The 19919-nt window shown below is 66.0% G+C and carries 15 protein-coding genes and 2 pseudogenes; 10 read left to right on the forward strand and 7 right to left on the reverse strand.

Annotation, left to right across the window (positions count from 1 at the left end):
• Positions 1-64: 64 nt before the first annotated feature.
• Together chrA and AUL32_RS23650 are read right to left on the reverse strand one after the other, a co-directional pair.
• Positions 65-1285, reverse strand: a complete 1221-nt coding sequence (gene chrA / locus AUL32_RS23645) for a chromate efflux transporter (protein WP_062120865.1) — start codon at positions 1283-1285, stop codon at positions 65-67.
• Positions 1286-1763: 478 nt separating this feature from the next.
• A complete protein-coding gene (locus tag AUL32_RS23650; protein ID WP_062120868.1) occupies positions 1764-2603 on the reverse strand; it encodes a MipA/OmpV family protein in 840 nt (279 codons plus the stop codon).
• Between the two features lie 327 nt (positions 2604-2930).
• On the opposite strand from AUL32_RS23650, the gene AUL32_RS23655 reads away from it, so the two are divergent.
• Genes AUL32_RS23655 through AUL32_RS23675 form a run of 5 tightly spaced genes read left to right on the forward strand, consistent with a single transcriptional unit; the run spans position 2931 to position 10093 of the window.
• Positions 2931-4139: an efflux RND transporter periplasmic adaptor subunit gene (locus AUL32_RS23655; protein WP_280137602.1), complete on the forward strand. Its 1209-nt coding sequence runs from the start codon at positions 2931-2933 to the stop codon at positions 4137-4139.
• On the forward strand, positions 4136-7225 hold the full coding sequence (locus AUL32_RS23660; RefSeq protein WP_082660094.1) for an efflux RND transporter permease subunit: 3090 nt from the start codon (positions 4136-4138) through the stop codon (positions 7223-7225). Before AUL32_RS23655 ends, AUL32_RS23660 begins: the two co-directional genes overlap by 4 nt.
• Before the next feature lie 50 nt (positions 7226-7275).
• A complete protein-coding gene (locus AUL32_RS23665; protein WP_061973721.1) occupies positions 7276-8019 on the forward strand; it encodes a response regulator transcription factor in 744 nt (247 codons plus the stop codon).
• Positions 8020-8063: 44 nt separating this feature from the next.
• Complete coding sequence (locus AUL32_RS23670; RefSeq protein WP_192847522.1) at positions 8064-9410, forward strand: ATP-binding protein; 1347 nt, start codon at positions 8064-8066, stop codon at positions 9408-9410.
• Positions 9411-9463: 53 nt separating this feature from the next.
• On the forward strand, positions 9464-10093 hold the full coding sequence (locus AUL32_RS23675; protein ID WP_062120876.1) for a methyltransferase family protein: 630 nt from the start codon (positions 9464-9466) through the stop codon (positions 10091-10093).
• A 150-nt stretch (positions 10094-10243) separates the two neighbouring features.
• On the opposite strand, the gene AUL32_RS23680 is transcribed toward AUL32_RS23675, so the two are convergent.
• The 5 genes from AUL32_RS23680 to AUL32_RS23700 all read right to left on the reverse strand — a co-directional run bounded on the left by AUL32_RS23680 (position 10244) and on the right by AUL32_RS23700 (position 16040).
• Positions 10244-11875 carry an ABC transporter ATP-binding protein gene (locus tag AUL32_RS23680; protein WP_062120879.1) on the reverse strand — a complete coding sequence of 544 codons (1632 nt, stop codon included), beginning with the start codon at positions 11873-11875 and terminating at the stop codon, positions 10244-10246.
• Positions 11872-12825, reverse strand: a complete 954-nt coding sequence (locus AUL32_RS23685; protein ID WP_082660095.1) for an ABC transporter permease — start codon at positions 12823-12825, stop codon at positions 11872-11874. Before AUL32_RS23685 ends, AUL32_RS23680 begins: the two co-directional genes overlap by 4 nt.
• Entirely contained in the window at positions 12791-13708 is a 918-nt protein-coding gene (locus AUL32_RS23690) for an ABC transporter permease (protein WP_062120880.1), read from the reverse strand. Before AUL32_RS23690 ends, AUL32_RS23685 begins: the two co-directional genes overlap by 35 nt.
• Positions 13709-13800: 92 nt before the next feature.
• Positions 13801-15324 carry an ABC transporter substrate-binding protein gene (locus AUL32_RS23695; protein ID WP_062120883.1) on the reverse strand — a complete coding sequence of 508 codons (1524 nt, stop codon included), beginning with the start codon at positions 15322-15324 and terminating at the stop codon, positions 13801-13803.
• 83 nt (positions 15325-15407) lie between these two features.
• Positions 15408-16040, reverse strand: a complete 633-nt coding sequence (locus AUL32_RS23700) for an RraA family protein (protein WP_062120885.1) — start codon at positions 16038-16040, stop codon at positions 15408-15410.
• A 93-nt stretch (positions 16041-16133) separates the two neighbouring features.
• Between AUL32_RS23700 and AUL32_RS26485 the strand changes: the two are divergent.
• The 5 genes and pseudogenes from AUL32_RS26485 to AUL32_RS23720 form a co-directional block, all read left to right on the forward strand.
• A pseudogene (locus AUL32_RS26485) lies at positions 16134-16277 on the forward strand (helix-turn-helix domain-containing protein); the annotation flags it as partial.
• Between the two features lie 63 nt (positions 16278-16340).
• Complete coding sequence (locus tag AUL32_RS23705) at positions 16341-17036, forward strand: substrate-binding domain-containing protein (RefSeq protein WP_244498035.1); 696 nt, start codon at positions 16341-16343, stop codon at positions 17034-17036.
• A gap of 68 nt (positions 17037-17104) precedes the next feature.
• Positions 17105-17861, forward strand: a pseudogene (locus AUL32_RS26540) (IS5 family transposase); the annotation flags it as partial.
• A gap of 181 nt (positions 17862-18042) precedes the next feature.
• A complete protein-coding gene (locus tag AUL32_RS23715; RefSeq protein WP_062120891.1) occupies positions 18043-19548 on the forward strand; it encodes a helix-turn-helix transcriptional regulator in 1506 nt (501 codons plus the stop codon).
• A 124-nt stretch (positions 19549-19672) separates the two neighbouring features.
• Positions 19673-19852 (forward strand): CsbD family protein, encoded by a 180-nt coding sequence (locus AUL32_RS23720; protein ID WP_062120894.1) that lies wholly within the window; start codon positions 19673-19675, stop codon positions 19850-19852.
• Positions 19853-19919 lie beyond the last annotated feature (67 nt).

Here is a 19919-nt window from a genome sequence, read left to right on the forward strand (position 1 = left end):
ACCCGAGACAGTCACAAGACGATGCAGCGCGGGGCTCGATAGCAGTCGTTCTCTCGATCCCGTCTTATCGTGCGCCGATGAGGACGCCCCCCAGCGTACCGAGCAGAACGACCAGCCAAGGCGGCGCACTCCAGACCATCAGAAGCGCGAAACAGGTCAGGGCAAGCGCGAACGAGCGCCTGTCGACCACAGCACTTGTAAAAACCGGATCGTAGAGCGCGGCCCCCAGGATTCCGACGACCGCGGCGTTCACCCCGCGCATGATCGCCTGCATCTTCGACCGTCCCCGCAGCACATCCCAGAACGGCAGCGCCGCGAGCAGCAGGAGAAAACCGGGAAGGAAGATCGCCACCAACGCGATCGTGGCGCCGACGATGGCGTTGGGCGCGGGGCCGAGCACCGCACCGAGGTAGGCGGCGAAGGTGAACAGCGGGCCCGGCATCGCCTGCGCTGCACCGTAGCCGGCAAGGAACGCGTCGGCGGAGACCCAGCCCGTTCGGACGGTCTCAGCTTCCAGCAGAGGAAGCACCACGTGGCCACCCCCAAACACCAGCGAGCCGGATCGATAGAATGCGTTGAACACCGCCAGCGATTGCGACCCTACCCCCGACGCCAACAGAGGTAGCCCTACGAGCAGGGTCGCGAACAGGATCAGGCAGGCGATACCGATTTTGCGCGAGACGCCGAACGATAGCTGAGTGGAGGCCGCCACCGCGCGTCCACGGCACCAGGCAAGACCGGCGAGGGCGCCAAGGACGATCGCGGCGATCTGCCCGAGCGCATCTCCCGAGACCACAAGCACCAGGACGGCGCCCACCGCAATCGTCGCCCGTTCCCGGTCCGGACAAAGGCTGCGGGCCATGCCCCACACGGCTTGCGCGACGATTGCGACGGCGACGATCTTGAGACCTGAGATGACGCCGTGTCCGATCGGCCCGCCGAACACGTCGGCCCCATACGCAAAGGCGACGAGCAGGATTGCCGACGGCAGCGTAAAGGCCAGGAAGGCGGCGAGGGCTCCGAAGAAGCCCGCACGCAGCAGCCCAAGCGCGAAGCCGACTTGGCTCGAGGCGGGACCGGGCAGGAATTGGCACAAAGCGACGAGGTCGGCGTAGCCGCTCTCACCGATCCAGCGACGTCGTTCAACGAGTTCGGCGCGAAAGTAGCCGAGATGGGCGATGGGTCCGCCGAAGGAGGTTAGGCCAAGCTTCAGGAAAACGCGGAAGACCTCGCCGAAACTTCCACGGGTGACGCGGTCTCGGTCTCCATGGACGTGGTCGGTCATGTCGCTTCCGAATACTTTGAACCCTAGAAGGCGCGGTCACAAAAACACGCCCTCTCCCACTCCTTTGACCGTGTTGTACAAAACGTCCGTGACATTCGTCCGTCGCGCTTGATCAAGCCTAACGGCAGGTTTCCCCCAACCCGGCTGTAAGTTTGTCTGCCTGATCGGGTCGATAGCCGACCGGCAGCTTTAAGAGAGATCGAGCGAAAAGCTGCCGTTCTGCGAACAATCCAACTAAGACATATCGAAGGGTATATGGATACGCTCCAAACCGGACATCGGTGAGCGCCCCCCAACATCGCTGCCGTGGCGGCAAGGTGGCCATAAACCTGCTTTGCCCTTAGAAACGCCGCCAGGGCGACCATGATGGCGCCGGATAAGCGACCGGCTCGTCTTGCAGCCTGCAGTCGCGTGCTGAGAACGATACGGGAGCCGTAGCCGATCGCTATCGGTCGCTTCGCACGCGCTGGGCTTTTCCTTAGAATTTGTACCCGAGCATGAGCGACGCTTTCGGCTGCACGGTCTCGCGGACGATCGGGCTGTCGGCGGCGTCGCCCGTCAGGAACTTTGCACCCGCCTCGCCCCGCACGAGCCAGTGCTCGTTCACCAGATATGTGGCGGAGGCGGACACATCAATGCGTTTGAGTCCCGCCTCCGCTTGGTAGGCCGGCAAGCCGGAGCGCGCCGATTGCGTGGCATCGATGCCAAAATAGGATTGCATGTGACGATCGTCGGCGAACACCGCCTTCGCGTCCGCCCCAAGAATGATCCGTTCGCTGACCGGCGCGGTAAGCGATACGCCAGAGGTGCCGACCAATCCGTCGCTTCCGCCGAGCGTCTTCTCCAACGTCGCGTAGATTGCGAACGGGCCGGTCTCGTAAGCCACCTTGCCGCCGAGCGTCGCGGCGAAGTCGATGTCGCCGAGACCGCGCAGGATTGGGTCGTCGTCCTCGTCCCGCCCCGACTCGTAGCCTGCCAATGCGGAGACCGAGAAGCCGTTCGCCTCGAACGCTTCGAGTTCGAGGCCCGTCGGATCGACCTTCAGCCAGTCGCCGTAGGTGAACAGGAAGATCGGCAGCGGGCTGACCTCCAGATCCTTGCCGCCCTCGTACTCGGGCTTGAGCGCGCCGCCGAGACCAACGATCAGTGTCCAATTGCGGACCGGCGTGGTCGCCGCGTCCTCGACGGGCGGCTCCGCCAGGCGCTCGGCAAGTGTCGCATCGGCCGCAGCAGCGGGCATCGCGACGGGCGCGCTTCCGAGAAGGAGAACCGTGGCGACACAGGACAGGGAACGGATGTTGGAAGCAAAACGCGACATGGGAACTCCGGGAGGAACGGGTCGCCGTCCGCGCGAAACCGATGGTGGGCGGAAGCGGCGGCATCACTTTCCTGCCGCAACGCCGCGTCGGCGCGGGTGTCGTTGTGTTGCGGTTCATTGCCGAACGGGGCGGGATTGGGGCGAAGCCATCCCAACCTGCGAGCTTAACATAACGCAACAGTTCAACACCCGCGGCGCGGTAGCGACCTTCTAGAACGGTATCGACCTGCTCTCCGCCCCTATCCGCGGGGGAGCCCCCGCCTTGGGAGATCGACAATGCCCGCCTTGCTTGCCCGAACCGTTCACGATCCGAGATGCCGCTGCCCCATGTCCCGCGTCGCCCGCCTCTCGGTTCTGCTGGCTCTTCTCGGCGTCGTTCAGTCAGGTGCCGCTCTGGCTCAACCAAGCGAAGCTCCTCCAGCCATACGTGTCGTGGCGGCGCAGCGAGGCGAGGTGCGTGAAACCGTTCGCCTGACGGGAAGTGTGGTGGCGGGCGAAACCGTGTCTGTCTCCTCGCGCCTTGACGATTTTCGCATCCTGACGGTGCGGGCCGAGGCGGGCGACGTCGTGCGGGCCGGCGATGTCTTGGCCGAGCTCGACGACACGATGTTGCGTGTCGAGGAAGCGGGCGCGGCGGCAAAGCTCGCACGAGCCGCGGCGGCGGTCAGGCAGGCGAAAGTGGCCACCGAGGACGCCGAGATCGCGCTTGACCAGATCCGATCCGACCTTCGTCGAAGCGCGCAGTTGCGCGATAAGAGGCTGCTTTCGCAGGGGGCGCTCGAGGCGCAGGAAACGGCGCTGCGCCGCGCCGACGCCGCGCTGGCGACCGCCCGCGAAGGCTTCGCGGGTGCAGAGGCCGACCAAAGCCTAGCCCAGGCCGAGGCGCGGCGTATCGCGCTTGAACTCGGCTTCACGAAAATCCGCGCGCCGACAGGGGGAAAGATCGCGCGGCGCACCGCATCGATCGGCGCTATTCCCGCACGAGGCGGCGAACCGCTCTTTCAGATCATCAAGGACGGCCTCCTGGAGATCGACGGTGAAGTGTCGGAGCGCGGGTTCGCCAAGCTGCAAGCGGGGCAGATGGCCAGCGTCAGGACGATCGGCGCGCCAGATGCGATCATGGGACGTCTGCGCCTTCTCCAACCCGAACTCGGGTCCCGAAGCCGGCTGGGTCGCCTCCGCGTGACGCTTCCCCAAGGGACGGACCTGCCGATCGGCGCCTTCGCGAGCGGGGAGATCGAAGTCGGGATCGGGAATGGCGTTGTTCTACCCACCTCTGCCGTGCAGACGGAGGGCGGCGCCAGTACGGTCCTGACCTACCGGAATGGCGCGGTCACCCGAACGATGGTGCGAACCGGCATCAAGACGGCCGACCTCGTGCAGGTTCTCGGCGGCGTCGAGGCCGGCGACAGTGTGGTTCTGAAATCCGCAGGCGTTCTTGCCGACGGCGATCGCGTCACGCCGATCGAGACGCCCTACCCAGCGTCTCCGACCGGCTTCGAACCGGCGACCCTGCGAATGGCGAGCGAGCGATGAGCGTGAACGTCTCCGCCTGGGCGATCCGTAGGCCCCTGCCTTCCGTTCTCCTTTTCGTGGCTCTGCTCGGGCTTGGGATCGTCGGATTCCTGCGCCTTCCCATATCCTACTTCCCGACGATCGACGTGCCGCGGGTAAGCGTCTCCATCACCGACAGCGGCGCATCCCCGGAGCAGATCGAAGCGGCGATCACGCGGCGGGTCGAAGACAGCGTCGCCCGGATTCTGGGTATCGACAAGCTGAGTTCGACGATCCGGGACGGCGAGAGCGTGACCACGATCGATTTCGACCTCGCCATCCCGGTGGATCGCGCCGTCACGGACGTGCGCGATGCGGTCGCCGCGATCGTCCCCGATCTACCCGCGACCACCGACCAACCCGTGATCCAGCGCGTCGATGTCGAAAACGGCGCGGTGGTGCGCTACGCCGTCTCGGACCGGTCGATGAGTGCGGTGGACCTTTCCTTCTTCGTGGACGATGTGGTCCTGCGCAGGTTGCGCGCACTCCCGGGTGTCGGGCGGATCGATCGGGTCGGCGGCGTTGATCGCGAGATCGAGGTACGCCTCGATCCCGACCGTCTTCTCGCACTCGGCGTCACCGTCGCCGAGGTCAACCGGCAGCTCGGCGCGCTTGCCGTGAACCGAGCCGCCGGGACGACCGAAGCCGGCGGCCTTGATCGCGCCCTGTCGGCATCGGGCGAAATCAACTCGCTGGGATCGCTGAGGGCGACCCGGATCACGCTTGCCGATGGCTCCGCGGTCGCGCTGGAGGACCTCGGGACCATTCGTGACGCTGATGCCGACCCCGCCGGCTTCGCCATCCTGGACGGGCACGAGGTGATAGGCTTCACGGTGTTCCGCGCGCCCGGAGCCAGCGAGGACGCGGTCGCCGAGGCCGTTGCGACACTGTCCGAAGAGCTGGAGAGCGAGCATGCCGGCCTCGCCTTCACTCTCATCGACGACAGCGTGACCTACACGCTCGGAAACTACCACGCGGCCATGAGCACGCTTGTGGAAGGCTCGCTTCTCGCCATGGCGGTGGTGTTTCTGTTCCTGCGCGACTGGCGTGCAACGCTGATCGCGGCGGTCGCGCTGCCGCTGGCCGCGATCCCGACCTTCTTCGCCATGTTGCTGTTCGGCTTCTCACTGAACGTCATCAGCCTGCTCGGCATAACGTTGGTCGCCGGCATCTTGGTCGACGACGCCATCGTCGAGATCGAGAACGTCGCGCGCCATGGCGCGATGGGCAAGTCGGCCTGGGATGCGGCGATCGACGCGTCCGACGAGATCGGCCTTGCGGTCGTCGCCATCTCGGCGACGATCATCGCCGTCTTCGTGCCGGTCGGCTTCATGGGCGGCGTGGTCGGACAGTATTTCCGCGAGTTCGGCGTGACGGTCGCGATCGCGGTCTTCTTCTCGCTCCTTGTCGCGCGTCTCGTCACGCCGCTCCTGGCCGCGCGGCTGATGCGGCTGCGGCACGAGACCCCTCGTCCGCCCGGACGCGCCATGCGTCTCTACGGCGATCTCGCAAGGCTGGCCGTCGCCGCGCCGCTCGCGACCGTGACGCTCGCGGTCGCGCTCTTTGCCCTATCGGTTGGCGCGGCAACCGGCCTGCCGACCGAGTTCCTGCCTGCCGAGGACAACGGACGGCTCCAGCTCTCGATCGAGCTTCCGCCCGGCTCGACCCTGGCCGAGACACGCGCCGCCGCGTCCGAGATCACGCAAGCCGTGGGCGCGCTCGAGGACGTCGCGCATGTCTTCATCGAGGGTGGGGTCAACGCGCTTGGCGTTCGGGAACTCCGGCGAGCCGCCGTGCTGGTGACACTGCACCCGAAGGACAATCGGCAAGATACGGCGGCGGCGATCGCACGTGGTGTCGCCGATCGGCTGCGCACGGTCCCGGACATCCGCTTCGAGATACTGAACAGTCGCGGCGGCCGCGACGTTTCGCTCGACGTCCTGTCGCGGGACGGAGCGGCTGCGAGCCGTGCCGCCGCCGCGATCCTGCGCGACCTGTCCACCGCTCCCTTCGCCGTCGGGGAGGCGTCGAGCGAGGCGGGATCGCGTCCCGAGCTTCGCCTCCGGCTGCTGCCGGAGCGCATGGCGGATGCAGGCGTCACCACCGCAGCGATCACCGAGACGCTGAGCGTGTCCACGAGGGGAGCCGCCAAACAAGCGCTACCCGACTTCACGGACGGCGAGCGCAGGATTCCGATCCGTCTTCGCCTGTCGGAGGTGGGTCGAGACAGCATCGAAACGTTGGAGGCGCTTCGCGTCCCGACGTTCGAAGGCGGCACGATTCCGCTTGCGCAGGTCGCATCCTTCGAGACGGCGAGCCGCCTCTCGCGCATTCAGCGCTTCGACCGGGAGCGCCGGGTCGAGATCGGCTTCGATATGGCATCCGGCATGGCGGCGGGCGACGGACTGCGAGCATTCATGGCGCTGCCATCGGTCCGATCCCTTCCCGACGATGTGCGCGTCGTGCCGAGCGGCGATTCCGACACGCAAGGCGAGGTCTTCGCGGGCTTCGCGGTCGCGATGGGCACGGGCATCGGCCTCGTCCTCGTGGTGCTGATCCTTCTCTTCAACAGCCTCCTGACGCCGCTGACGATCCTCGTGACGCTGCCGCTCTCCGCCGGCGGCGTGGTTCTGGCTCTTCTCGTGACCGGGACCGCCGTTTCCCTGCCGGTTGTGATCGGCATTCTGATGCTGATGGGTATCGTCACGAAGAATGCCATCATGCTGATCGACTTCGCGTTGGATCGCGAACGGGCCGGGATGTCCCGCCGCGACGCTTCGGTCGCAGCCGGCATGGAGCGAGCTCGGCCGATCGTCATGACGACGCTTGCAATGGTGGCCGGCATGGTGCCGGCCGCGATCGGGATCGGCGAGGGCGGAGGCATCCGTTCGCCGATGGCGATCGCGGTGATCGGCGGGCTCGTGGTCTCGACACTTCTGTCACTGGTCGTGGTTCCAGCGCTTCACTGTCTGTTCGGGGACTGGACGGCATGGGCGGCACGCCTGCGGAATGCCCGCCGCGCGACGTCGTCCGCTTCCGACACCGGCCGCTCCGAGATGCTAGTCTAATGCGATCCGCTTTCCTTCACTCGCCTTCGTGCATTTCAAACGGGACTACGATGATCCTGACGCCGACGCCCCCGAAGCGAAACAGCGAGATGCCTTGCGTGCTTCTCGTGGAGGACGACCCGGAGATTGCCCGCATGGTTGCGGCAGCCTTCGGGGACGCGGGCTTGTTCGCCGATATCGCGGGCAGCGGCGCCGAGATGGACGCGGCCATGCGCCGTTCGACCTACGACCTCATCGTTCTCGACCTGATGCTGCCGGGCGAGGACGGCTTCTCGATCTGCCGGCGGCTGCGCGCGTCGAGCACAATTCCGGTGCTCATGCTGACGGCGCAGCACGAGGAGATCGACCGGATCGTCGGATTGGAGCTCGGTGCTGACGACTACGTCACCAAGCCATTCTCGACGCGCGAGCTCGTCGCGCGCATCCGCAGCCTTCTCCGCCGAGCCGCCTACGCACCGGAAGGACGCAACGAAAGCGAGACGCTGCGCTTCGACGGTTGGACGATCGACCCCCAGCGCCGCACGGTGCGCAACCCGTCCGGCGCGCGGGTCGCGATGACGACGACGGAGTTCGACCTCCTTCTGGCCTTGTGCCGCAATCCGGGCCGTGTCCTTTCGCGCGAGCAGCTTCTGTCGATGACCCATGCGGGGCTGGCCGGACCGATCGAACGCTCGATCGACGTTCATGTCAGCCGCCTGCGTCAGAAGATCGAGCCCGACCCCGCGCAGCCGACCCTGCTGACCACGGTGCGCTTGGCGGGATACCTCTTCGCCGCGACCGTCGAGCGGGCGTGATGGGCGAACCGCGGCGATGGTGGCCCAAGACGATCCGCGCGCAGATGATGATCGTCATCGTCCTCGCGGTGGTCGCCGTGGTCTCGTTGGAGGGCGCCATCGAACCGTTGCGCAAGACGATTCTTCCGACTGCCGATACCGACGCGATCGCCGAGCGGGCGTTCACGATCGGCCGGCAGATGGAGGGAGCCGACCCGGCGCAGCGCGAATGGTTGCTCGCAAGCGCCGCGCGCCTCGGCTTCGAGATCGAACTCATCGCGACGGGCGATCTCGATGCGCGGATCGCGGCGTCGCCACCGCTTGGTCTTGCGGCGCAACTGGTCGGACTCCTGTTTCCGCAGGACACCGATCTGTCGACCGGAGCCCGTTGGATCGTTCTGGACGGTCATCGGGCCTTGGCGGTGCCCGTGGACGGTCGATCGGTGCTCGTCGTGCCGAACCTTCCCGACGTCCTGACCAACGACGTCGTGGGACCCTTGACCTACTACGTCCTTTCTTTCGTCATTCTCCTTCTTCTGTTCTCCTACTATGCGGCGCAGACGGTTGCGCGGCCCATCGATCGCATCGTGGCCGAACTCGACCGGACGGACGGCATCGCCGAGGAGCGCCTAATCCCGGAGCGCGGAACGGTCGAAGTGGTTGCCCTCGCCAAGGCTTTGAACGGCATGCGAACACGCATCCGTGGCATGATCGACATGCGCATGCGCATGCTCCGCAGCGTCAGCCACGACCTGCGCACACCGCTCACGCGCCTGCGCCTGCGCGTGGAGCGGCTGCCGGAGGGAACAGAGCGCGATGCGATGATCTCCGATATCGAACGCATCGACGCACTCGCCACCGAGACGCTCGATTACCTGCGTCTCGACGCGCAGGGCGAGGCCGAGGAGAGCGTCGACATTGCCAGCCTCCTCCAGACGATCGAAGCCGACTTCGCCGACGTCGGCTTCGACCTGCGCTACGAGGGGCCGGCCCGTCTTGCCGCGACCTGCCGGCCGAACGCGCTGACGCGCGCCGTGACGAACCTGTGCGACAACGGCGTGAAGTTCGGGAAGCGGGTCGTCGTCTCGCTGATCCCGAATGCCGACACGATCTGGATCGAGGTGGCCGACGACGGCCCCGGCATCCCCGCGGAGCTTCGCGCGCTCGTCACCGAACCCTTCTTCAAGATCGACGCGGCGCGTGGCGAGCGCCCGCGTGAGGGCTTCGGCCTCGGTCTTTCGATCGTCGCCGACATCGTGCGGGCGCATGGCGGCACGATGAGCCTTCTGGCCCGTGCGCCTCACGGTCTGGTCGTGCGCCTCGTGCTGCCGCTGCACCGACGCGACACGCACACGACGAGCCGCAACATCTCGACATCAAACGAAGCGTCGAAGGGCTCGGGAGGCGGCTAAGCAGGGAACGCAACAAGCGGCGCCCGCCGCTCGATCGTTCGGAACGCTCGCCAATGTTTGACGCCACCATCCATCACGCGCTGGATCGCACGCAATCGCGCAGGAAGCTGCGCATCCGCCTCGCGGCCCTCGTCTCGCTGCCGCTGGTTCTTCTGGCCTCGGGCCCTTGGGGCATTGCCTCGTGGCAGCGGGAGGCGATGGAAGACCTCGGGCTTGTCCTGGTGTTCCTTGCCATCCTCGGCCGCTCCTGGAGTACGCTCTACATCGGCGGCCGCAAGGTTCGCGAGCTCGTGACGGCGGGACCCTATTCCGTGACGCGCAACCCGCTTTACGTCTCGTCCTTCCTCGCGGCCGCCGGTCTCGGCGCCCAAACCGCCAGCCTCACCATCACCTTGGTTCTTCTCCTCTGCGCCTACGCGATTTTTCTGCCGGTGGTGCGCGACGAGGAGAAAGCGCTCGCCACCCTGCACGGCGCCGCGTTCGACCGATATCGGCAAATGGTACCCCGCTTCCTGCCGCGACCCTCTCTCTGGCGCGATGTCGGCGCGCTTTGCGTGGACCCCGGCCGCTGGCGACAGACGGTTCTCGATGCCCTGTTCTTTCTGGCCTTCGTTCCGGTCCTGCGCGGTATCGGATGGGCGCAGGTCTCGACGCTCGGCGCGCCGCTCGTTCGTCTCTTCTGAGAGTCTGTTTGGAAACTCGGCGGCGGAGGGCCGGCGAGGGATTTTTGGGTGTCGTGAGGCGCCAACCGCAGTCGATGCCGGCGGCATCGGCGATGGAAGCAGGCGCTCCTCGGGAACCGGCGAACCTCCACCCGCCGATGACTGGCTTCGTCAGCTCTGCGCCGCCGTCAGGCCGCTGGCTCGCAGGAGACGCCTCGTGTAGTCGTCGCGAGGGCGGCCATAAACCTCCTCCGTCGATCCTTGCTCGACGATCCGACCTCGATACATGACAGCGACGCGCGTGGCGAAGTCGCGCACGAGCGCGAGGTCATGGGCAACGAAGACGTAGGCGAGGCCGAACTCCCTTTGCAGCCTTTTTAGAAGGTCGATGACCTGCGCCTGCACGGACACGTCCAGGGCGGACACCGCCTCGTCGCAGACGACGAGGTCCGGCCTGAGCGCGATCGCCCGCGCGATGGCGATGCGCTGTCGCTGACCGCCCGAGAACTGATGCGGGAAACGTTCGGCATGCTCGGCCTTGAGACCGACCAGTTCCAACAGTTCGGCAACGCGCGCCGGGCCCCGCACAGGCTCGAGCACGCCTTTGTGGATCGCGAAGGGCTCGGCGATGATCTCGCCGACGCGCATGCGCGGATTGAGGGAAGCGGTGGGATCCTGGAACACGCACTGGACGCGGCGGCGGAGCGCCTTCAGTTCAACCTCGCTGAGCGAGGCGATGTCCCGCCCCTCGAAGGCGATCTGACCCTCGGTCGGCGCGTCGAGACCCAGCAGGATGCGCACAAGTGTCGACTTGCCCGACCCGGACTCGCCGACGATGCCGAGCGTTTCGCCCCGGTGGAGGTCGAAGCTCGCCCCGTCTAGGGCCGTGAACACCGGTTGGGGGCGCCGCGACAGCATTGGAGGTCGGCCAAAGTACCGCTTGGAGACGTTGCGCACGGACAGAAGGGGTCTGACACTCCCGTCCGCAGCATTCTTGGCGCTTTCCGCCACGCCCTGGCCGGGCACCGCAGCGAGGAGGCGTTGCGTGTAAGGGTGTCGCGGACTGTGCATCACCGCTTGTCGCGTGCCGCGCTCGACCACTTCGCCACCCTGCATCACCACGACGTCGTCGGCGATCCTCTCCACGACGCCGAGATCGTGCGTGATGATGACGAGTGCCATGCCGCTGTCGCGCCGGATGTCCTTCAGAAGATCGAGCACCTGCGCCTGCACGGTGACGTCGAGCGCGCTGGTGGGCTCGTCGGCGATCAGGAGGCGCGGCGCCAGCGCGATCGCGGCCGCGATCATGATACGCTGTCGCTGGCCGCCCGAGAACTGATGGGGATAGTCGCGCATCCGTCGCTCGGGCTCGGGAATGCCGACGCGCTCCAGAAGCTCCACCACCCGTCGGCGCGCGGTCTGGGCATCGACACCATGAACGCGCATCGCCTCGGCGATCTGCCGTCCGACCGGATAAACGGGGTTGAGGGCCGCCAGCGGATCCTGGAAGATCATCGCTATGCTAGACCCATTGATCCGTCGCCGCTCGGTCGGGGTGACGCGCAAGAGGTCGTGGCCCTCGAACAGGATCTGTCCCGAAGCGATCACCGCCGGCGGCGCATCCACGAGCCCCATCACGGCGGATGCGGAGACGCTTTTTCCCGAGCCGCTTTCACCGAGGATCGCCAGGGTCTGTCCGGCCTCGACCTTCCAGGACACGCGCTCCACGGCTCGTACGAGACCATTGCGACCAGGAAATCGGATCGAGAGGTCGCGGACCTCGAGAAGCGGAAGGGTGCTCATGAGACCTCCAGGGACGATCCGAGCCGCCAGCGCTCCGCCGGGTCGAGGGCGGTGCGGAGCCAGTTCGCGACGAGATTGAGAGCCGCGGCGACGAGGAAGATCGCGAGACCGGGCCAGAACGCCACCCACCACGCCGAGCCGATGTAGTTGCGCCCGCCCGCCACCATCAGTCCCCAGGTGATCTCGGGTGGCTGAATGCCGATGCCCAGGAACGAGAGGCCCGATTCCAAAAGCATCACGAAGGCCATCTCGAGCGCGGTCAAGGTAACGACGGTCGGCATCACCATGGGTAGGATGTGCTTGAGAACGATCCGCGTGCGGCCAGCGCCCATTGCTTGGGCCGAGACCACGAACAGCCGCTGTCGGATTTCGAGCACCTCCGCGCGCACCGTGCGCAGGAAGATCGGCAGACGCGAGACGGCGAGCACCGCGACGACGTTGAGGATGCCGGGCTCGAAGACGAACAAAACCAACACAGCCAGGAGCATGGATGGAAAGCTCATGATCGCGTCGGCCAGGCGTAGGAGGAACGTCGATATGGCCCCGTCGCGATAGCCTGCAACGATGCCAAGCAGCGTGCCGGCGATCGCGGCTCCAAGCGTCGCCGTGCCGGCGATCAGGAGCGTGTTGCGTGTGGCGACCAGCAAGCGAAAGAGGATGCTGCGGCCCAAGGAGTCGGCGCCGAGCAAGTAGCGCCAAGGCAGGTTGGGATCGAAAGGCTGCGCGTTGCGCATGGCAAGATCGATTCTGCGCGCCTCGTCCGCGAGGATCGGCGGGGCGAAGAGGGTCGCGGCGAGTGCCAGGAGGAGGAACAAGGCACCGGCAAGGGCTGCCCGGTCGCCCCGCAGGGTCGCCAGAAGCTCCGCTGTCGCTTGTCCGGCGCGGTTCAGCTGTCGCCAGGCGGACCCGGCGCGCTCAGCTGTAGCGGATGCGAGGATCGACGAGCGCATAGGCGATGTCCGCGATGATGTTGATGAGAAAGACGGCAAGCGCCGTCACGAGCACGGCGGCCTGGATCACCGCAAAGTCGCGCAGAAGGACGGAGTCGATCATCAGCTTGCCGACGCCGGGAAAGCCGAACACGGTTTCCACGATCACCGCGCCGTTGACGAGGCCCGCCGCCTGGTCTGTGGCGACGCTGATCACCGGCAGCATGGCGTTGCGCAGCGCGTGGACGAAGACGATCGCACGTGGCGAGACGCCGCGGGCTCGCGCCGTCTTGACGTAGGCGGAGGAGAGTGCCGCCAGCATCGAGGTGCGCACGACCTGAACGAGGACGCCGACCGGCCGAAGGCACAGCACCGCCACCGGTAGCACCCAATGCGCGGCCGAGCCGGTTCCCGACGTCGGCAGGATGCGAAGCGTGACCGCGAACACGATCACGCCGACGATCGCGACCCAGAAGTTCGGCGTCGAGGCACCGACGAGCGACATGATCGCTGCCAGCCGGTCGAACAGCCTGCCCGGTCGCGCCGCGGCAAGCGATCCCGCGACGAGCGACACCGCGACCACGATCGGCATGGTGATGGCCGCGAGCGCGAGCGTGGTCGGAAACGCCTCCAGCACCACGTCGAGCGCGGGGCGACCGAACTGGATCGATTCGCCGAAGTCGAGCCGCAGGAGGCCGCCGACAAAATGGAGGAACTGGACCGCGATCGGATCGTCGAAGCCGTAGCGGATGTCGAACTGCTGCCGGGCTTCGTCGGTCGCGTCCGGCGGCAGGAACAGATCGGCAGGCGATCCGGCCAGCCGCGCAAGCACGAAGACGAAGACCACCAGCGCCAGAAGCGAGAAGACGCTCTGGAGCGATCGTCTCAGAATGAAGCGTCCCATGATACCGGCCTCCCACCGGACATGGCGCGGCCCGGCGGGCCCCGCGAGGTTGAAGATGCGCGTCGCCCGCACCAGAAGGCGCGGCGACCGGTTCAGGATTGGGGGCGAAGGCGCAGCCGGGCGAGCTGCAGTTCCACGGCGTTCGCGATTGTCGGCTTGAAATCGAGCCGAGGGCCGACGCGCATGACGTTGACCATGTGGAACAGCGGCACGTCGGCGACGAGGTCTTCGTAGACGGTCCGGAAAACCTCGCCGTAGAGTTGCGCGCGGTTCTCGCCCGAGGCCGCGCCGGCCTCGGCGATCAGCGCGTCGACATGCGCGTCGTGCAACTCGCTCTGCCGCCCCTCGCTGCCATACTTGAAGAACGCGGTGAACGAGGCATCCCCGCTGTTGTTGTCGTGCATGGTGAGAAGGAGATTGGGCATCCGCCGCTCGGCGAAGGGCTTGTTGGCCTCCTTCAGCCATTGTGACATTTCGAGATTGTCGAGCCGCACGTTGAGGCCGACCGAGCGCAGCATCTCGGCGGCGGCCTCCACGAACTCGTTGCTGTTGGCGAACATGCCTGGACGGCCGATCATGCGCAGTGGCCGGTCCACGGCGACGCCGTCGGCACGGGCCTCGGCCAGGAGCTTCGTGGCTCGATCCGGATCGTAGGGCCAGGGAACGAGCGCGGCGTTGTAGCCGAGCGCGCTGGGGCCGACCTGCTGCGTCGCCAACTGCGCCTCGCCGCTGACGATGGTGCCCAGAAAGGCGCGCCGGTCGATCGACAGATTGATCGCCTCGCGCACGCGCCGGTCGTTGAGAGGCGGGATGTCGAGCGAGAGACGGAAGAGTGCGGTATCGGAGTTCGGATAGACCTTGTCCGTCGCGGGATCGGTGGCATCCTGCGGCGCGATGGCGAAGGCGAGATCGGCTTCTTCGGTCTCGACCATCGCCGCTGCCACCGAAGACTCGCTGCGCCAGATGTAACGCGCACCGCCGATCGCGGGCTCCTCGCCCCAATAGGCGGGGTTGCGCTCGAGACGTACGCTCTCGCCCTGCGTCCAGCCGGCGAAGCGGTATGGACCGGTGCCCACGGGCTCGTTGGTGTAGACGCCTCGCGGCGTCGCCGGCGACGAGATCGACAGCTGGGCCAGCAGAGTCGGAAGGATCGGCACGTGCGTCGCCGTGACGAATTCCACCGTCAGCGGATCGATCGCTTCGGCCTTGATGTCGATGCCGCCGAAATACTTGGTGCGCGTGATGCAGGTGAGCGCCGGGTCCAGCGTGCGCTCCAGCGCTTCCACCACGGCAGCGGCGTCGAAGGACGACCCGTCATGGAAGCGAACGCCCGCCCGCAGGTGAAAGCGCCAGCGGTTCGGAGCGGTCTCTTCCCAGCTTTCCGCCAAGCGCGGAATGATGCGCGAGGTCGCGTAGTCGAGCTCGGTCAGCGTTTCGACGACATTCTGCCGGATGATCCGGCCGATCACCGATCGCGGCGTCTCGCATGGATCAAGCCGGTCGGGCGCCGCCGGCAGGACGATGGTGACGGTGTCCGAGCGCACCTGCGCCTCGGCCGCTGCGGGCGCGGTCGCCAGCACGAGCGTCAATCCCGTGACGCAAAGCATCATGCGCATTGTGAAAAGCCTCCCAGCTCGTCTTGCCTCGACGCCGCGGCCTCCTCCAGGCCATCCGCGTCCGCTTCGTCTCGTGCGAACGGTCAGGCGTTCCGACGGCGCATCGCGTCGAGGAAGCCATCGATCTTGATGCGCTCGCGGGCTTCCTGCGCCCGGATCGCGGGAAGGATCGCACGCGCGACGTCCGGTGCCATGGCCACGATGCCATCCTCGTCGCCGAGCACGAGATCTCCGGGGCGCACCACCAGTCCGCCCACCGAGACGGCGACGTTCACCTCGCCTGGACCGTTCTTGTAGGGGCCGCGATGGATCACGTCCCGCGCATAGCAGGGAAGAGGCGAAGCGCGGATCGCGGCGACGTCCCGCACCGCGCCGTCGATCACGAAGCCTGCGACACCCTTCGAAGCGGCATGCGTCAGTATGATCTCGCCGATCAGAGCCTGGCTCGGATCGCCGCCGCCGTCCACGACGATCACATCGCCGGGCCGCGCGAGCGCCAGGCCGGCGTGGATCGCGAGGTTGTCGCCGCGCCGCGTCCTCACCGTCAGCGCGGTACCCAGGAGCGGTCCGCCGGAATGCAGCGGCCTGAGGCCAACCGCACCGGGCATCCGATCGAGATTGTCACTGACGAGCGAGGTGGCCAATCCACGATATGCGGCGAGCAAAGCGGCCTCGACGGGTTCTGCGCATGCATTCTCCTGGATTGTCACGGCCACTTTCTCCCCAAGCCGGCAAAATGCCATTTGGCGATCTTTGGGGAAGCGGGACTGTAAGAAAAGCGATATTAATGCGCGTTGTGTGATCGAGAAATGGAATATCTCGTCGTGGCGACGTTGAAACAGCTCGAAGCCTTCATCTGGGTTGGACGCCTGGGAACATTCGAAGCGGCGGCCGATCGCCTCCACCTCGCGCAATCCACTGTCTCCAAGCGTGTCGCGGAGCTCGAAGCGGGCTTTGCCGACGAGCTGCTGCATCGTACCGGACGTCGACCTGTCCTGACGGCGCGCGGCGAGGAGGTGCGCGAGATCGCGGAGGAGATGCTGCACCTGCATGCTCGGCTTGCGGCGCTGGCGCGACCTGGGACGATCCCATCCTTCAGGTTTCGCCTCGGCGTGACGGATCTCATCGCGCTGTCTTGGATGCCGCTTCTTCTTGAGTGGCTTGAGAAGGTCTACCCACAGGTGACGATCGAGCCGGAGATCGATCTGTCTGCGACCCTCCTGACGCGTCTTTCGGATCGTCGCCTGGACTTCGTGGTGTGTCCCTCGACCATTCGAAATCCCCGCTTCGCAGCAACGGAGCTTGGCTATCTCGAACTGGTTTGGATGGCGTCTCCCAAAATACTGAACGGGCGCCGGTCACTGAGCAAAGGGGAACTGGCCGCGCTACCACTGCTTGCGCAGAACAGTGCGTCGATCATGCACCCCGCTCTCAGCCTCGTGCTCGACGATCCCGATCTCGTGTTCGTGCGTCGGATCTCGTGCAACAACATGGCAGCGCTCGCCCATCTTGCCGCGCACGGCATGGGGGTGACTCTTCTGCCAAAGGCGTTCTTCCGCAACTTTTTGGACGATGAGCGGCTTGTCGTGATCGAGTGCGACACGGCCCTGCCACGCCTGGAATACTTCGCGACCTATAACCGTGATGGGCATACCGACTTTTGCAGCCAAGTTGCCGAGATTTGCTCACGAGTCTGCAACATGGACTCCTAGGCGCTGTTGACATAGTGGGTTCACGGATTGGCTGAGGTCTGATTCAACGCTGCCTTTTGGAGGCAGCGTTGGCGCGAGGCGATCTGACGGACGAGGAGTGGTCGGTGATCGGCGCGCTTTTGCCGAGGAGCGAGGTCGCATGGCTCGCCCGGCGCACGACAATCGGCGGTTCCTCGACGGCATGCTGTTTGTTCTGCGGGCCGGATGCTCATGGCGCGACATGCACGAGCGCTACGGCAAGTGGAACTCTGTCTAGGTCCGCTTTCGCCGCTGGGCCGAACAAGGCGTTTGGGATGCGCTCTTGGAGACGCTGGTCGAGCTCGGGCTGACCGACGACTGGCGGCACATGATCGACTCCACCATGGTTCGCGGCCATTCGCAGGCGGCGGGCGCTAAAGGGGGACCTCACGCCGAGGCTTTGGTCGAAGCCGCGGCGGCTTTACGTCGAAGATCCATGCCGGCGCCGACGGTCACGAACGCCCTCTCGGCTTCGTCCTGACCGGCGGCGAGGTGTCCGACTACAAAGCCGTTCCCGTTCTTCTCGTCCTGCCAGTCGGCAAGCCGCGTCTCATGCCGGCCGACAAGGGCTATGAGGGGGACGAGGTGCGCCAGTCGCTGCTTCTGAAGGGCGTCCTGCCGATGATCCCATCCAAGGCCAACCGCCGGGCGCCCGCAGCTTGCGACTTCAAGCAATACCGGAACCGCAATCGCATCGAGCGCATGTTCAACCGTCTGAAGCAGGCTCGCCGCATCGCCACACGCTACGATCAAACCGCCAGTTCCATCCTCGCCTTCCTCTCCCCTGCTCCCTCACGCATGTGGCTGAGGGACTATGCGACAGGTCCTGGCGAAAAGCTGCCGTTCCGCAAGCAACCTGACCACGGCACAAAAGCGACATGGCTTCTGTCCCCAAAGGGGTCGATCTTCGTTCAGGTAAACAGGCATGGCGATGCCGGTCCGGATCGAGCTTCCCGGCATTCGAGAGCCGGAGCAAGGATGAGATGTCATGGCGAACCCCAAGACGGAGACGGATCCCGACCGCCGCCAACTTCACCAGTTGATCTCGGGGCTGCGTGACGGGGTCATCCTTTTGGGCTTGGACCAGCGTGTGCTTTGGGCCAACGACGCCGCCCTGACGATGCACGGCGCCGAGCGCATCGAGGATCTCGGTTGCGACGTCGACGATTATCGCAAGCGCTTCCGGCTGACCTATCGCAACAAGCATCCCGTGCGAGGAACAGGGCTGTCGATCGAGGGTGTTCTTGCTGGCGAGCAGTCGGAACCCATTGTCGTGGAAGTCCGGGTTGACGGAACGCCAGACCAGTCCCGCGTCCACGCGTTGCGCTTCCAGGTCATCACCAAGGATGACGGCGAACCCGACTTCGTCGTCCTGATCGTAGAGGACGAGACCGCGCGTTACGACGCGGAAGACCGGTTCGAGAGCGCCTTCAACGCCAATCCCGCGCCCGCCATGATCTGTCGTATCGCTGACCAGCGCCATGTCCGGGTCAACCGGGGCTTTCTCGACATGACGGGCTTCTCCAAGGACGACGTGATCGGACGCACCGCGACCGAGTTCGATGTCCTAGCGGGATCGCGGGGACGCGACGAGGCGCTGGAGCGCCTCCATGAAGGTCGTACCATCTCGCAGAACGAGGCCGACCTGACGCTTCCGGATGGGTCGACCAAATGCGTGATCGTCGCCGGGCAGCGGATCGAACTCAACGACGAGCCCTGCATGCTGTTCACGTTCGCCGATCTCGAACCGAGGCGGCGGGCGGAGAAGTCGCTGCGCCAAAGCGAGGAGAGGTTCTCCAAGGCGTTCAAGCTGTCGCCGGTGGCGTCGGCCATCAGTCGCCTCGACGGCTTTCGCTATGTCGAGGTCAACGCCGCCTTCGAGGACCTGACCGGATACGGTTCGGAAAGCGTGATCGGCCGCTCGGCGCCCGACCTGAAGCTCTGGACGGACCCTGCGGCACGCAGCGCGTTCGAGGCCGCGATGACGGACGTCGGATCGGTGCGCTCCTTCGCGCTGGAACTCAGGAGAGCCGACGGATCGCAGGCGGACTGCCTCTTGTCGGCGGAACGCATCGAGATCGACGACGTCCCTTGCGTGCTGTCCGTCATCTCCGACGTCACCGATCTCAAGCGCACCGAGGTCGAGCTGGTCGAGGCCATCGACGCGGTGATGACGGACGCGACGTGGTTCAGCCAAAAGATCGTCGAACGCTTGGCCATCGCCCGCCACGGCTCGAAGGGGCTGGAAACCGGGGCCGGGCTCGAGGCCTTGTCCGGTCGCGAACGCGAGGTTCTCGAACTCGTTTGCGAAGGCATGACCGACGCGGAAATCTCCTCGACGCTCAACCTGTCGCGGCACACCGTCCGCAACCATCTCGGCTCGCTCTACCGGAAGATTCGCGTCGCCAGGCGGAGTGCGGCGGTAGTTTGGGCCCGTGAACGCGGCCTGACGGGAAGAACCGCGTCCAAACAAGGCAAGAAAAGACAGAAGTAACCAGGTCAACTGGTTCATCCACGTCTGTGTGATCGGGCACGGCCGCACCAGATAGTTTCTTATCCGCAGGCACTCGAACTCTCGGGCTCCACCGGACCTCACCCGAAACGGGGAAGGAACGGATATGGGCAAGGACCGCGACCCGAGCCGCAGGAGACAGGTCGCCGGATCGGTGAAGGAACTGATCGGGAAGCTGATCGGCGACAAGCAGATCGAGGACGAGGGCGCTCGCGAGAAGTCGGGCCAGACAGGCACTCCCGGTCCCGCCCACGCCCCCATCCCCGATCCCGACAAGCCAGTCTGACATCATCCGCCCGTGTCTCGCAGGGACCCGGGCCGCACTCCTGAACGGAACGCCGGCGCTCGGATGT

This window comes from Aureimonas sp. AU40, from assembly GCF_001463785.1.
GTDB lineage: Bacteria > Pseudomonadota > Alphaproteobacteria > Rhizobiales > Rhizobiaceae > Aureimonas.